Below are 13990 nucleotides of genomic sequence, written 5' to 3'. Positions count from 1 at the left end.
GGGCCGGGGCGCAGGTCTGAGCGGGTGCCGATCAGATGACGCCGTACTTGGCCAGCAACTCGCCGACTTCGTTCTTGGTCACCTTGGTCTTCATCCACGGCTGGGCGAACTTCAGACCGGGCAGTGTCAGTTCCTTGCCGTCGCGCAACCGGCTGGTCGCGGTGAGCAGGCTGCGCACGTCGTACGTCGAGTTGAAGACTTCGGGGACACCTCGCTCGATGTCGAGCAGGGTGTAGACCGCTTCCATCGGGGTCCGCACGGAGTACTCGGTCGTGAAGATGCAGTCACGCTCCTTGGACTCGGCGAACTGGCCGATGAAGGCGAAGTTGACCGATCCTTCGGGCACGACGTCTGGCCGGTCGCCGGCCTGGCGCGGCATGAAGAACGCCGTGACGTAGGGCATCATGCACGGCACTGTCTTCGCGCCGTTCGCGGCCAACTCGGGGATGTCGGACTCGGGCACGCCCAGATGGTAGAGCCACTCGGCCGCGATCTCCTCACCGGTGCACTCCTGGATCGACTTCTTGGTGTAGTCACCGGGAGTGTCGCTGTTCAGGGCGTAGACCCAGACCACGATCTGATCCTTGGGCTGCTGCTTGAAGTGCGGCTGCCGGTTGACGGTCCAGCTCATGAACCAGGAAGAGTCCTTGACGGTGACGATGCCGCCGGTGACGACCTTTCCGCTGAACGGGTCCCGTTTGGTGATTTTCTGGATGTACTCCGGGATCCGGTGGTCCAGCGTGGTCACCGTGGCTGATTCCCACTTGGACTTCTCGATGTCACCGGCGAAAACGTCCGGATGGCCGAAGGATTCGTGCTTTGCAGAGATCTTGCGCCACAGATCCCAGGCCGGAGCCGGCCCGGTGTTGAGCTTGGCCGGGGTGTGCTGGTCGCCCTCGTCGGAGTTCTCGGTCAGTGAGCCGATGGTCATGAAGACCAGGTCGTTCTCACCCAGGTCGACACCACCTTCGGCGCCATCCTTGATCCAGTGGATGTAGGTCGCCTTCTTCTTTTCCGGGTCACTGAGGTCGAAGTCGACATCGGTGACCGTGGTGTCGAAGTGGAAGGTCACCCCGTGGTCCAGCAGCCACTTGTAGAGAGGCAGCACCAGGGACTCGTACTGGTTGTACTTGGTGAACTTCAGTGCACTGAAGTCCGGCAGGCCGCCGATGTGGTGGATGAAGCGGTGCACGTAGAGCTTCATCTCCAGCGCCGAGTGCCACTTCTCGAAGGCGAACATCGTCTGCCAGTAGAGCCAGAAGTTGCTCTTGAAGAACTCGTCGGTGAAGACCTCGTCGATCCGCTTGTTCTCCATCTCCTTCCGCGTGGCCATGAAGAGCTTGACCAGTTCGTTCTGCGCCTTCTGCGACATCATGAACTTGTTGTCGGTGTGCGCGCTCTGCCCGCGGTCCATCGTGGCGCGTTCGAGGGAGAAGTTCGGGTCGTCCTTGTTCAGCCAGTAGAACTCATCCAGGACGCTGGCGCCCTCGACCTCGATCGAGGGGATGCTGCGGAAGAGGTCCCAGAGGCACTCGAAGTGGTTCTCCATCTCGCGGCCACCGCGGATCACGAAACCCTTCTTGGGCTCCTTGATCCCATCGAGCGCGCCACCAGGGAGCTTGAGCTCTTCCAGGATGGTGATCTTCGAACCATCCATCTGACCGTCGCGGATCAGGAAGGCCGCGCCCGACAGGGAGGCCAGGCCGGCGCCGACGAACCAGGCGGTCTTGTCGTCCACCCCCTCCGGCTTGCGCGGGCGGGCAAAGGCTTCATAGTTACCGCTGCTGTAGTACATCTGCCGAAACTCCTTCGTATCAGTACTGATAGAAGCCCTCGCCGGCGGCGAGACCCGTCTTGCCCTTGTCGATGTAGTTGACCTTCAGCCATTCGGCGAGCTTGCGGGCATCCGCGTCACCGTGGCTCATGATGTTGTACGGCGTGACCAGGCCGATGATGTCGTAGAGCTGGAACGGGCCCAGGGGTGCGCCCGTGCCGATGCGCCACACGTTATCGACGTCCTTGGGTTCGGCATACCCTCCAGCGGCCAGTTCGAGGGCCGCGCCCAGGAACGGCACCAGCAGGGAGTTCAGGACGTAGCCGGCCTTCTCCTTGTGGATCGGCACCGGCACCATGCCGATCTCGCTGGCGAACTGGACCACGCGGTCGAAGACGGCCGGATCGGTCTTCGGCGTCCCCATCACCTCGGCGGTGTTGGCCCGCCAGATCTGGTTGGCGAAGTGCAACGCCAGGAAACGGTCCTCGCGGCCGCTGGCGTCGCTGATCGCGCTGGGCAGCAGCGTGGAGGAGTTGGTGGCGAAAATCGTTGCGGCGGGGGCGAATTCGTTGATCTTGGCGAATGTCCCGCGTTTGAGATCCACGACCTCCGGGATTGCCTCGATCACCAGATCCGCGTCTGCCACCGCCGCCTGCAGGTCCGCAGTGAGGGTGAGTGAGTCGCGGGCTGCCTGGGCTTTTCCGTCCGCGGCGCCGGGCACTTCCTTGGCGTACGTCGCGACCAGACCGTCGAAGGTACCTCGCGCTTTGTCGAGGGCTTCCTCCGAGATGTCGTAGGCGGTGACCTGCTTTCCGGAGTAGGCGGACTGGAAAGCGATCTGCGCTCCGAGGACTCCGGTGCCCAGGACCGTGACCCGCTCGATGGAACTGGTGGTGGGTGCTGACTGCGTCATGGTGACGCCTCCTTCTCTACATCTGTAGAAAGACTACGCCCGCGCGTTCGACCTACCCAACCGTCGGCTCGCCGGTGAGCCTTTCCGTCTCAATTGAGGTGCATGTGAGTCCAGGGTTTGTCCAAGTGGAAGCGCCGCCCGCTGATCTCGCTGACCTCGATAGCGACGACGTTGAACTTCGCCGTAGGCACCCACGGTCGCAGCGGAAGGTCATCGGCGACGTACGCCGCGCTGCCCTCGAGGGTGACAGCGCGGCCACGCGCGATGACGCTGAGAGCCGTCTCCTCGTCGTACTGGTCGATCTCGAAGGCGACGTCCGAATTCATCGCCATGCCAAGCAGTTTCGAACCCTCGGCGGTCCGGAAGATGATGCGCTTATTCGCATCGACGGCGTAGTTGATCGGGACGATGTGCACCTCGTCGAGCAGGTGGAAGGCCAAGCGACCGAACTCGTGCTGGCGCAGCACCTCCCACGCCTCGTCGTCGCTCATCGGGGCAATCGGGTTCTCATCCATTGCTGACTCCTTCGGTCGACACCTCCGATGTTAGTCCTGTCCGGGAGAGGGCAGACTGGCAACCGTGACCATGCACAGTGACGACTACCAGGCGCTTCGCGGACGCTACGACCAGATGACCTACCGGCGGTGCGGACGTAGTGGTCTGCAACTGCCGGCAGTCTCGCTCGGGTTGTGGCACAACTTCGGCGACGACGTCCCGCTGGATCGGCAACGGGCGACGTTGCGGCGCGCGTTCGACCTCGGAGTGACGCACTTCGATCTGGCCAACAACTACGGGCCGCCCTACGGCAGCGCCGAGCGCAACTTCGGCACGATCTACGCGCAGGACTTCAAGCGCTACCGCGACGAGTTGATCCTGTCGACCAAGGCTGGCTATGACATGTGGCCCGGTCCGTACGGCCAGGGCGGCGGCTCGCGCAAGTATCTGCTCGCCTCGCTGGACCAGTCGTTGCAACGGATGGGCGTGGACTACGTCGACATCTTCTACAGCCACCGCTTCGATGCGGACACGCCGCTGGAAGAGACTCTTGGCGCACTGGATTCGGCGGTTCGCTCCGGCAAAGCGCTCTACATCGGGATCTCGTCCTACTCCGGAGACCGCACCCGCGAAGCGCTGGCGATCCTGCGCGAACTGGGCACTCCGCTGCTGATCCACCAGCCGTCGTACTCGATGTTGAACCGGTGGATCGAGGAGGACCTGCTGGATGTGCTCGGCGCCAACGGCGTTGGCTGCATTGCGTTCTCGCCGTTGGCGCAGGGGATGTTGACGGACAAATACCTCAAGGGGATCCCGGAGGGGTCCAGGGCCGCACAGGGCAAGTCGTTGGACCCCAAGCTGTTGAAGCCGGAGTCGCTGAAGCACGTGAAGGCGCTGAACAAGATGGCGCAGGCGCGGGGCCAGTCCCTTGCCCAGATGGCGCTGGCCTGGGCGTTGCGCGATGACCGGGTGACCTCGGTGCTGGTCGGCGCCTCGAGTGTCGAGCAGTTGGAGGACAACCTGGGCGCGCTGGACAACCTGGACTTCGGGCCGGACGAGCTGGCCCAGATCGACCAGCACGCGGTCGACGCCGGCATCAACCTCTGGCGTACGTCGTCCCGCGCCTGAGTGCCCGCATTAGCTGCGCAGCGGCTTCAGGGCGTCGGTCAGCTTCAGGAGTTCATCGAGCACGATCGTCGCTGAGGCGGCCTGCTCGTCGTTCGGCGTGAAGACGCCGCCCTCGACCTGCTTCATCGCGAACGGGATGATCACCTGCTGCGGAGTGGCGTACATGCCCAGGGTCGTGATGACCTGCTTGGCCATCTGCACTGCGCGCAGGCCACCGGAGACGCCGCCGTAGCTGACAAAGGACGCCGGCTTGTAGGCCCATTCCTTCTGCAGGTAGTCCAGCGCGTTCTTCAGCGGCGCGGTCATGCCGAAGTTGTACTCCGGCGTCACGAAGACGAATGCGTCCGCGTGCTCGACCCGCGCCGCCCACGCCTTGGTGTGGTCGTGGGTGTACTGCTGCAGCCGGGGGTGGTTGGGCTCGTTCATCATCGGCAGGTCCAGCTCGGCCAGGTCGACCGGGTCCACCTCGAACCCGCCTTGCTCGCGAGCTGCCTCGACGAACCAGTCGGCGATGGGTCCGCCGATGCGGCCGGGGCGGGTGCTGACCTGACAACTTGTAGAACGTTCAAAGACATGGGTCCAGTCTAGGGGTCGCCGGAGAATCCATAGGGCGTCATTGTTTGTGACCTCCTCCCGTTGGTACATCGGGCGAATGGACAGATTGTGTTAGTTCAGCGTTAGCAATCCGTAAGTCTTTCTGGGTAACCTGGTCTCTACCGCAAATTCTCCGCGCGTCGTGGCGCGAGTCGCCAGCCGTCGTCAACCCCGGAGGTCGTCATGACTGAGTTCCCCACTGTTCTGGTCGAGCAGGCCCACAGCAGCGCCTGGGCGCTGGACCGCACCCAGGCCGCCGCGATGAACCCGGCCAATCCCGCCGACGCCTCCTTGCATCTGGCCGCTGATGCCCTGCGCGCCCGCGGCCTGCAGGTCGTACCGCGCGAGGGTGGCGCAGTCACTGCCGACCAACTGCGGGTTGCCGACGTCTACGTGATTGCCCACCCGGCGCAGGCCGCCTCGGAGCGTGTCGCCGGTGCGCTGTCCCCGGTCTTCGATCCCGCTGAGTTGGACGCCATCGAGTCGTTCGTCCGCGCCGGCGGTGGCCTGGTCGTGCTCGCCGAGTGCGATCAGGACACCCACGGCAACAACGTCAACGACTTGCTGGCCCGATTTGGTCTGCACGTCCGCAGCACGCTGGTGCACGAGAGCGCGGACGGTGGCCGCCGCCACCAGAGCAACGCGACCTGGGTGCTCGGCGAAGTCGCCGGGGGACTTGGCCAGGGGCTGCTGGCCGGGGTCGGCGAGTTGTGCTTCTACCGGTCCGGGGTGATCGAAACCTCCGCCGACGCGGACGTGACGGTTCTGGCACGGACCAGCGCCTCGGCGTACCCCGCAGGTGAGGCGCTCGCGGTTGCCGCACGGGTCGACGCGGGTCGGGTGGTCGTCCTGGCCGACTCGGACCTGGTCGGTGACGACAGCATCGCCGAGTTGGACCACAAGCGGTTCTGGAGCAACGTCGTCACCTGGGCATCGGCCGCTGGCCGCGCGCCCGCTGCGACCGTCGCGCACAGTGAAATCGCTTCATCGCCAGCGTGGTTCGCGTTGAAAGACGCGGTCGAGGAGTTGCGCCTGATGCAGGCCAAGGACGGTTCGATCGATTCATCGACGTACGACGTGTCCCGGGCGGCCGAGCTCGTCCAGGTCATGATCGACCGGGTGGGTGAACTCGCGCCGCAGTTCCCGCACGACGCGGACTACCTGGCGGCCCTGCCGGGTGACCTGTCCCGTTGGCGTGACGAGGGATTCGGCAAGCCGGACTTCCTGGACTCCCTCGTGCTCTTCCGCCCGGACCTGTGCCGCGAGGACGGGATCGAACACCTGGTGCTCTTCCCGATGTACACGCAGAACGGCAACCCCGACCGGGTGTTCGAGGCGCTGCTGATCAAGGTCATGTGGCCGGACTGGCTGGCGCAGGTCGAGGCGACCTACGACAACACGATGTTCCTGCCGGTCAACTTCATCGACTTCACACCCGGCTACGACACCAACTCAGCGGTGCTCTTCCCCGAAACTGTTGCGGTGCGGGAGGTTCCGAAGTTCCACTGGGGCGCGATCTTCTGCGACCGCGAGGGTGCGCGCTTCCGCGAGGTCGTCACCGCGGCATCGTCCCTGCTGTCGCTGGACCTGCCGCCGGACGCCGAGCGGTTGCTCGCGTCGCAGTCCCTAGCGCAGGAGACCTTCGCGATGTGGGACCTGATCCACGACCGCACGCACAGTCACGGCGACCTGCCCTTCGACCCGTTCATGATCAAGCAGCGGATGCCGTTCTGGATGTACGCGCTGGAAGAACTGCGCTGCGACCTGAACACCTTCCGCCAAGCGGTCATCCTGGAGGAAGAGGGTCAGCCCTACGCCCGATTCGTCCAGCTGGCAGTGCTTTTCGACCGTCTGTTCCGTTTCCCCATCACCGGGGACCGCGTCCGCAACTACGACGGACTGGGCGGCCAGTTGATGTTCGCCTACCTGCACAAGAACGACGCACTGCGCTGGACCGACAACCGGCTGTCCTTCGACTGGCGCCGGGTGCCGTCGGTGATCGTGCAGTTGTGTGAAGAGGTCGAGACGCTCTACCGCACCGGGATCGACCGCTCGCGTGTCGGCCACTGGCTGGCGTCGTACGAGTTCGTCATGGCGTACGTCGCACCGCACCCCGCGTCCGCATGGGCCAAGGGCGCTGCCAACCTGCCGCTCGACGGTCCGGTCAAAGCGCTGGTCGACCTGGTCCAGCCCGATGAGTTCCCGCTCAACGTCTTCTACGAGTCGCTGCGCAAGAAGATGGCGCCGGTGATCGATTCGACCCGTGGCATCACTGGTGTCAGCCCGGCCCCGCAGGTTGTCGCGGCGTGACGGACCTGTCCGGTCTGGTCGTCGTCGTTGCCGGCGCGGCCGGTGATCTTGGTCGTGCGACGACGCGGGCCGCGGCCGCTTCTGGCGCGACGGTCGTCGCGGTCGGGCGCTCAGAGGAACGCCTCGCTGCGCTGGAAGGGCCGGGCGTCGTACCGTCAGTCGTGGATCTCACCGACGAGGCCGCCACCCTGGCGTGGGGGCACGAACTGGTTGAGACCTACGGTCACGTCGACGGTCTGCTGCACCTGGTGGGCGGTTGGCGCGGCGGCAAGGGCATCGTCGAGACCGACCTGGCCGACTGGGATTGGTTGCACGAGAATCTGATTCGCACGCTGCAGCACACCTCGCGGGCGCTGCATGACGCGTTGGTCGCTAGTCCGCGCGGGCGCCTGGCGATAGTGTCATCGACCTCGGTGGCCAAGCCCACGGCGACCAATGCGCCGTACGCCGCGGCGAAGGCGGCCGCCGAATCCTGGACTCGGTCGGTGGCCGACTCGTTCGCGCACTCCTCCGACGATCCGGCGGCGGCAGCATCGGTGATTCGGATCATGGCGTTGGTGACTCCGCAGATGCGCGAGGCGAATCCGTCGAAGGCGTATCGCAACTTCACTGACGTGGATGACCTGGCCGCGGAACTGGTGGGGTTGTGGGACCGGCCCGCTGCCGAGATCAACGGCGCCGTGTGGTGACCTTGTCTTCATGACTTCCTTGCACGACGTGTCGGCGCGCGGTTTCGCCAGTGACAACTACGCCGGTGTCCATCCTTCGGTGCTCGATGCCGTGGCCGCGGCGAACGGCGGCCATCAGGTCGCCTACGGTGAGGACGACTACACGGCTGCCTTGCGCGAGCGGATGTCGGAGTTGTTCGAGGCACCGGTCGAGGTGTTCCCCGTTTTCAACGGCACCGGTGCGAATGTCATTGCGCTGCAGTCGGTCACGCAGCGCTGGGAGTCGGTGGTCTGTGCGGAGACGGCACACATCAACGTCGACGAAGGGGCCGCGCCGGAGAGTGTCGGGCACCTGAAGCTCAAGACCATCCCCACTGTTGACGGGAAGCTGACTCCGGAGTTGCTCGACGCATTCCCGCTGCGGGTGGGCGACGAACACGCCGCGCCGGTCGGTGCGGTGTCGATCACCCAGACCACCGAGCTGGGAACGGCGTACACGGTCGAGGAGATCCGGCAGCTCGCTGCCTGGGCGCACGCGCATGAGCTGGTGCTGCACGTCGACGGGTCGCGGATCAGCAATGCGGTGGTTTCGCTCGGAGTCTCGTTGGCGGAACTGATCACGGACACCGGCGTGGACATCCTGTCCTTCGGTGGCACCAAGAACGGCGTACTCGGCGCGGAGGCCGTCGTAGTGCTGAATCCTGCTGCGGTGCACGGAATCGTCTTCCTGCGTAAGCAGTCGATGCAGCTGGCGTCCAAGATGCGCTTCCTGTCGGCGCAGTTGCTCGCGCTGCTGTCGGATGACCTCTACCTGACCTCCGCCGGGCACGCGAACGCGATGGCTGCGCGGCTGGCGGACGCTGTCGCTGATGTCGTCACGCTGCCCCGCCCCACGCAGGCGAACGCGGTCTTCGCGATCCTGCCGCGCGAGGTGTCGCTGAAGCTGATGGAGACCTTCCGGTTCTACTTCTGGGACGAGACCACCGGCGAGGTCCGGTGGATGTGCGCCTGGGATACCACCGAAGAAGACGTCGACACCTTCGCTGCCGCGATCCGAGACGCGCTGGCGGGCGCGTAGTTCGCTCGACTTTGGGACTGGTTGACCCACGATTCTCGCCTCAATGGGACAACCAATCCCAAAGCTGGCGGGTGCGGCGCGCAGTTAAGGGAAACCTGTGCGCGGGCTTTGCGATCGCAGGCATATTCTGCGCGGGTGGAAAGCACGCCGGAGGCTGAGGGGCCGCAGACCGGGGTTGAGCCGACGCGCGGCCATCCTCGGTGGCACCGGTATTGCTGTCGTGACCGCCGCCGGCACGGCGGCCGCGACCGATGAAGTCGTGACGTACCGCTCGCCGACCTACCGGGTCTCGCCGATGCCGGACACGGTCACCTCGCCGATGAGTGTGCGGGTCACCTGGCATGCGGAGGCGCCGGCGGCGCAGACCGCGCACCTGACCTTCGACGATGGTCCGTCACCGGTGTGGACGCCGAAGGTCCTGGACATCCTGCACCGCAACGACGCGACTGCCACCTTCTTCATGCTGGACGAGTTCATCAAGGGCCACCCCGACGTGGTCGCTCAGGTGCACGTGGCCGGCCACGAGATCGGGGTCCACGGCGGCGACCACACCGACATGACGACCCTTGAGCCGGACGCGTTGGCGAAGGTCCTGAGTGAGACCCGGGAAGCCATCACGAGCATCACGGGAGTCGCCCCGACCAGGATGCGACCGCCGTACGGGCGGCTGGATGCCCCGGTCCTGTGGTCTGCGCACCAGGCGGGACTCGAAGAAGTCGTCCTGTGGTCGCACCGCACCGGTGGCAGCCGCCAGGAAGCCCAATCGGTCCTCGACCGTCTCTCGTCAGGGATGGTCATCCTGTCCCACGACGGCCGCTCGTCGGTGAACGATGCCGAACTCGACGCGATCAGTTGGCTCCTGCCGCAATTGCGCGCCAAGGGGTTCTCGGTCACCCGCCTGCCGTTGGGCGGCTAACGCGGGTAGCAGTCGATCTCGGTGGCCTTCACGCTCGCCCACGCTTGCGCCCCGGCGACCAGCCCCAACTCGTTGACGGCGAGCGTGGTCACCTCAGCGACGAGGCGGGAGTCATTGGCAGACAGCATGATTCGCGCGGTCTGACCAAGCACTTCGACCCCGGTCACGGTCAGCTGCCAGGTGTTGCGCGGCGAGCCGTCCGGGGGCGAGCGCCACAGCGACACTGCGTTGGGTCGGATGCTCACCCAGCACTCGCCTTCGACCTCCGAGGCGGTGCGGACCTCACCGAGACCCGTGGCCACGAGACCGTCACCCGTCGCGTGACCAGGCAGTAGATTCAGACCGACCAGCGTCGCGGCGTACGCCGATCGCGGAGCAGCCGACACCTGCACCGGAGTGCCGCGCTGGGTCAGGCGCCCGTCCTCCAGGAACACCAACTCATCCGCCAGGGTCAATGCGTCGACGGGATCGTGGGTGACCATGATCGTTGTTCCGTCGAAATGCGCCAGGCGAGAGGCGAGTACGCCGCGCACGGAGGTCCGCGTCTGTGGATCCAGTCCGGCGAGGGACTCGTCCAGAAGGAGGACCGCGGGATCGGTCGCGAGGGCCCGGGCTAGGGCGACGCGCTGTGCTTGTCCGGTCGACAGTGCTTTGGGTTTGCGGGACGCGAGTTCGCCGATACCGAGGGCGTCGAGTTCCTCCAACGCGCGCTGTCCCGCAGCCGAGGCGGCCACTCCACGCGAGCGCGGCCCGAACGCCACGTTGTCGGTGGCACTCAGGTGCGGGAAGAGGACCGGATCAGCGAGCACCAGACCCACCGAACGATCCTGCGGCGCAAACGAAGTCCAGTCGGAGTCATCGACCGTCAGCGAGCCACTGCTAAGCGGGGTGAGCCCGGCGATTGCGCGGAGCAACGTGGTTTTGCCGGACCCATTCGGACCGAGAATGCCTGTCACTGTGCCGGATTCGAAGGAGAGCGACACCTCGAGGGTGAAGCTGCCCTGTTCAACGCGGCCGTCGAAAAGCGCGCTCACCGCAGCCACTTCCCGCGCAGCGCGGCCAGCACGACCACGCACACCAGCAACATGATCACGGCCAGGGCGGTCGCGGCGTTCTGATCGATGTCGAGCGCCTGGTAGACCGCGAGCGGAGCGGTCTGTGTCGTGCCGGGGAAGGAGCCCGCAAAGGTGATCGTGGCGCCGAACTCACCCAGCGCGCGCGCCCAGGCGAGCATGGCCCCCGCCGCGATGCCCGGCAGCACCTGCGGGATGACGACCCGACTGAATGTCCTTGTCGGAGTAGCGCCCAGCGTTGAGGCGATGTCGTCGTAGCGCGGGTCGAGGGACCGCATGGCACCCTCCACCGCGAGGACGAAGAACGGCAGCGCCACGAAGACCTCGGCGATGACGACCCGCGTCCAGTTGTAGGGCAGCCGCCAGCCGAACCAGTCGTAGAGCGGACCGCCGATCACCCCGGTCCGTCCCCAGGCCAGCAGCAACGCGACACCGCCCACGGCCGGTGGCAGCACCAACGGCACCGTGACGACAGCGCGGACCCAGGGCACCCACCGACCCTCGCTACGCGCGAGAACCCAAGCGAGCGGCGTACCTAAGAGCAGGCAGAGCACCACGGTCGTCAACGTGGTGCGGATCGACAACCAGATCGCGTCCTTGGCGCCGGCGGTCTGCAGATCGGGTCCCAGGCTCGTCCAGGAGACGCGGATCAGCAGTGACGCCAATGGAATAGCCAGCAACGCCAAGCCCACTAGCGCCAGAAGCGCTAGTGGGCTGCGAAGGGGGCTGCGCCCGTGGCTGCCAGCCACAGCGGCAGGTCAGACCTGCCCGAAGCCCAGGCTCTTCAGGATGTCCTGACCCTCGCTGGAGGTGACAGCCTCGTAGAACTCCTTGGCACCCTCGGTGTTGGTCAGTTGCACGATGGGCAGCTTGGTGACGGTGTTCTGGTCCTCGGGGATCACGACACCCGTGACGGTCGAGCCGGCCGAGGAGACGTCGGTCTGGTAGACGATCGCTGCGTCGGCGTCACCGGTCTTCACCTTGGCCAGCGTGGCCTTCACGTCGGACTCGAAGCTGATCACGTGCGGGGTCACGTCGGCCTTGGCCAGGACGGTCTGAGCGGCGCGGCCACAGGGCACCTGCTTGGCGCAGAGCACGGTGTCGATCGACGAATTGCTCAGCGACGCAAGGCCGGTCACGTGCGCCGGGTTGCCTGCGGGAGTGGCGATCTCCAACCGGTTCGTCGCGAAGAGCTGCGTCGGCTTGCCCTCGATCAGGGACGGCGTGATCGTCGTCTTCGACTTCTCGTCGGCCAGCGCGATGATGTCGGCGTCGACACCGTTGTTCAACTGGGTCGCGAGCGTCGAGCTGGCACCGAAACTGATCTTGATGTCCAGGTCCGGGTGCTCCTTCATCACCTCGGCGGCAATCTTCTTGAAGGCCTCCGTCAGGGATGCAGCCGCGAGGATCGTGACGGTCTTCTTGCCGGTCGCACTCGACGTGCTGGTGCCAGTGCCGGTCGTGGCGGACGGCGACGACGAGGTCGAACTGCAGCCAGCGAGCAGGACGGTGCCAGCGGCAGCGGCCGCCGCGATACGGGTGGGCAGGTAGCTCATGCGGTGTCTCCTGGGGGTGTCGGATCGATGGGGGCGAGCTCGGGTCGTTTCGGCAATAGGTTGTCGCCACTGCTGCGGCCGGTGAGCCGTCGGTGCACCCAGGGTCCAAGGTATTCCTGGGCCCATTCTGCGTGTCCACGAACGGCGGCAATCCGCGACAGTGGGGGTGCTGGCGGCAACGGTATCGCCCAGTCGCGTTCGGTGTCCCGGTCTCCGAGCGCCCATGCGGCCTGGGCGGCGACCCGCTGGTGGCCCTCCGTGGTCAGGTGTAGGCGGTCGGTGGCCCACAGGCGCGGATCGCGCAGCACCCGCAGGTTCCACATGTCCAGCACGTAGGCACCCTGCCGTTGTGCGATGCCCCAGATGTTCGCGGTGAAGACGGAGGTGCGCGGCCGAATCCTCCTGAGCAGCGGCGCAAATCCCGGATCGGCGGTCGTCGACATCAGCACGTCGGCCCCCGTCGCCCGGATCTTCGCCACGGCCGCTTCCAACCGGTCGGCCAGGTCGTCGATGTCAGTCCCCGGTCGCAGCAAGTCGTTCGGACCGCCGACGATGCTCACCAGATCCGGTTGCAACTCCAACGCCGCGTCCAACTGCGGGCCCTCGACGTCGGCCAGCAACCGGCCGCGGATCGCGAGGTTGGCGTAGCCGAAGTCGCGTCCCTCGTCAGCCGCCTTCGACGCCAGGTGCGCGGCGAGACGGTCGGCCCACCCGACGTACGTATCGGGTTGGTCCGGTGACGGGTCGCTCATGCCTTCGGTGAACGAGTCGCCAATCGCGACGTAACGGGACCAGGTCACGGGATGCTCCAATCGATCGGGTCGGCGCCCTGCGCCGCGAGTAGTTCGTTGGTGCGGCTGAACGGTTTGGATCCGAAGAAGCCGCCGTGCGCGGACAGGGGAGAGGGGTGCGCGCTCTGCACCGTGGGGACCTGCCCGAGATGGGACGCCAGGTTGCGGGCGTCCCGCCCCCACAGGATCGCCACCAGCGGGCCGCCCCGCTGGGCAAGGGCGCCGATTGCGGCCGCCGTCACATGCTCCCACCCGATGCCGCGATGACTACCCGGTTCACCCGGCCGCACGGTCAGGACCCGGTTCAGCAGTATGACCCCCTGCTCCGCCCAGGGGGTCAGGTCGCCGGTGCTGGGGGCGTCAACGCCGAGGTCGTCGATGAGTTCCTTGTAGATGTTCCGCAACGACGCGGGCAGCGGTTTCACTTGCGGCGCAACGGAAAACGACAAACCGACCGCGTGGCCGGGTGTGGGGTAGGGGTCCTGACCGACGATCAATACGCGTACGTCGGGTAGCGGCACCCGGAAGGCGCGCAGCACCGCGTCTCCCGCGGGCAGGTAGCCCCGACCCGCAGCGATCTCCTCCCGCAGGAACGCACCGCAACCGGCAATCTTGTCCGCCACCGGCTCCAACGCGGGCGCCCACGACGGGTCGATGTCGGGCGGCAGGGCGGTCGTGGTCACGGTCTAAACCT

At 66.0% G+C, this 13990-nt stretch carries 14 protein-coding genes; 5 read left to right on the top strand and 9 right to left on the bottom strand.

The annotated features are described in order from the left end of the window. Positions 1-31: 31 nt before the first annotated feature. The 3 genes from DR843_RS13250 to DR843_RS13240 all read right to left on the bottom strand — a co-directional run bounded on the left by DR843_RS13250 (position 32) and on the right by DR843_RS13240 (position 3202). Positions 32-1795, bottom strand: a complete 1764-nt coding sequence (locus DR843_RS13250; RefSeq protein ID WP_109686525.1) for an oleate hydratase — start codon at positions 1793-1795, stop codon at positions 32-34. A gap of 19 nt (positions 1796-1814) precedes the next feature. Further along, positions 1815-2687, bottom strand: coding sequence for a 3-hydroxyacyl-CoA dehydrogenase (locus DR843_RS13245; RefSeq protein ID WP_109686523.1), 873 nt, complete (start codon positions 2685-2687; stop codon positions 1815-1817). Between the two features lie 89 nt (positions 2688-2776). Next, positions 2777-3202: a pyridoxamine 5'-phosphate oxidase family protein gene (locus DR843_RS13240; protein WP_109686521.1), complete on the bottom strand. Its 426-nt coding sequence runs from the start codon at positions 3200-3202 to the stop codon at positions 2777-2779. A 70-nt stretch (positions 3203-3272) separates the two neighbouring features. Here DR843_RS13240 and mgrA point away from each other — a divergent pair, with 70 nt between their 5' ends. Continuing rightward, positions 3273-4310 (top strand): L-glyceraldehyde 3-phosphate reductase, encoded by a 1038-nt coding sequence (gene mgrA, locus DR843_RS13235; RefSeq protein ID WP_109688959.1) that lies wholly within the window; start codon positions 3273-3275, stop codon positions 4308-4310. Positions 4311-4319: 9 nt separating this feature from the next. Here the strand turns inward: mgrA and DR843_RS13230 are convergent, their stop codons facing one another. Continuing rightward, positions 4320-4955: an NADPH-dependent FMN reductase gene (locus DR843_RS13230; protein ID WP_109686519.1), complete on the bottom strand. Its 636-nt coding sequence runs from the start codon at positions 4953-4955 to the stop codon at positions 4320-4322. Between the two features lie 132 nt (positions 4956-5087). Here DR843_RS13230 and DR843_RS13225 point away from each other — a divergent pair, with 132 nt between their 5' ends. From DR843_RS13225 to DR843_RS13210, 4 genes are all read left to right on the top strand, one after another. Then, entirely contained in the window at positions 5088-7214 is a 2127-nt protein-coding gene (locus DR843_RS13225; protein ID WP_109686517.1) for a DUF6421 family protein, read from the top strand. Next, positions 7211-7903: an SDR family NAD(P)-dependent oxidoreductase gene (locus DR843_RS13220; protein ID WP_109686515.1), complete on the top strand. Its 693-nt coding sequence runs from the start codon at positions 7211-7213 to the stop codon at positions 7901-7903. Before DR843_RS13225 ends, DR843_RS13220 begins: the two co-directional genes overlap by 4 nt. 10 nt (positions 7904-7913) lie before the next feature. Further along, a complete protein-coding gene (locus DR843_RS13215) occupies positions 7914-8960 on the top strand; it encodes a threonine aldolase family protein (protein WP_109686513.1) in 1047 nt (348 codons plus the stop codon). A gap of 175 nt (positions 8961-9135) precedes the next feature. Beyond that, positions 9136-9876: a polysaccharide deacetylase family protein gene (locus tag DR843_RS13210; protein WP_109686511.1), complete on the top strand. Its 741-nt coding sequence runs from the start codon at positions 9136-9138 to the stop codon at positions 9874-9876. Here the strand turns inward: DR843_RS13210 and DR843_RS13205 are convergent. From DR843_RS13205 to DR843_RS13185, 5 genes are all read right to left on the bottom strand, one after another. Continuing rightward, complete coding sequence (locus DR843_RS13205; protein WP_109688957.1) at positions 9873-10910, bottom strand: ABC transporter ATP-binding protein; 1038 nt, start codon at positions 10908-10910, stop codon at positions 9873-9875. The two genes, DR843_RS13210 and DR843_RS13205, sit on opposite strands and share 4 nt — an antisense overlap. Next, positions 10907-11614, bottom strand: coding sequence for a molybdate ABC transporter permease subunit (gene modB, locus DR843_RS13200; RefSeq protein WP_245934125.1), 708 nt, complete (start codon positions 11612-11614; stop codon positions 10907-10909). The genes DR843_RS13205 and modB overlap by 4 nt, the downstream gene beginning before the upstream one ends. Positions 11615-11707: 93 nt before the next feature. After that, positions 11708-12505: a molybdate ABC transporter substrate-binding protein gene (gene modA / locus DR843_RS13195; protein ID WP_170119866.1), complete on the bottom strand. Its 798-nt coding sequence runs from the start codon at positions 12503-12505 to the stop codon at positions 11708-11710. Then, positions 12502-13305: an SGNH/GDSL hydrolase family protein gene (locus DR843_RS13190; RefSeq protein ID WP_281268850.1), complete on the bottom strand. Its 804-nt coding sequence runs from the start codon at positions 13303-13305 to the stop codon at positions 12502-12504. The genes modA and DR843_RS13190 overlap by 4 nt, the downstream gene beginning before the upstream one ends. Continuing rightward, a complete protein-coding gene (locus DR843_RS13185) occupies positions 13302-13979 on the bottom strand; it encodes a uracil-DNA glycosylase (RefSeq protein ID WP_109686507.1) in 678 nt (225 codons plus the stop codon). The genes DR843_RS13190 and DR843_RS13185 overlap by 4 nt, the downstream gene beginning before the upstream one ends. Positions 13980-13990: the final 11 nt, after the last annotated feature.

It is taken from the genome of Branchiibius hedensis, assembly GCF_900108585.1.
GTDB classification, from domain to species: domain Bacteria; phylum Actinomycetota; class Actinomycetes; order Actinomycetales; family Dermatophilaceae; genus Branchiibius; species Branchiibius hedensis.
The sequence above is the reverse complement of the archived record's forward strand: the minus strand, read 5'-3'. Positions and strand labels throughout refer to the sequence as shown.

Coding starts and splice junctions, on each gene's coding strand:
- DR843_RS13250 (WP_109686525.1), bottom strand. CDS start 1,795: ATGTACTACAGCAGCGGTAACTATGAAGCCTTTGCCCGCCCGCGCAAG.
- DR843_RS13245 (WP_109686523.1), bottom strand. CDS start 2,687: ATGACGCAGTCAGCACCCACCACCAGTTCCATCGAGCGGGTCACGGTC.
- DR843_RS13240 (WP_109686521.1), bottom strand. CDS start 3,202: ATGGATGAGAACCCGATTGCCCCGATGAGCGACGACGAGGCGTGGGAG.
- mgrA (WP_109688959.1), top strand. CDS start 3,273: ATGCACAGTGACGACTACCAGGCGCTTCGCGGACGCTACGACCAGATG.
- DR843_RS13230 (WP_109686519.1), bottom strand. CDS start 4,955: ATGTACCAACGGGAGGAGGTCACAAACAATGACGCCCTATGGATTCTC.
- DR843_RS13225 (WP_109686517.1), top strand. CDS start 5,088: ATGACTGAGTTCCCCACTGTTCTGGTCGAGCAGGCCCACAGCAGCGCC.
- DR843_RS13215 (WP_109686513.1), top strand. CDS start 7,914: ATGACTTCCTTGCACGACGTGTCGGCGCGCGGTTTCGCCAGTGACAAC.
- modA (WP_170119866.1), bottom strand. CDS start 12,505: ATGAGCTACCTGCCCACCCGTATCGCGGCGGCCGCTGCCGCTGGCACC.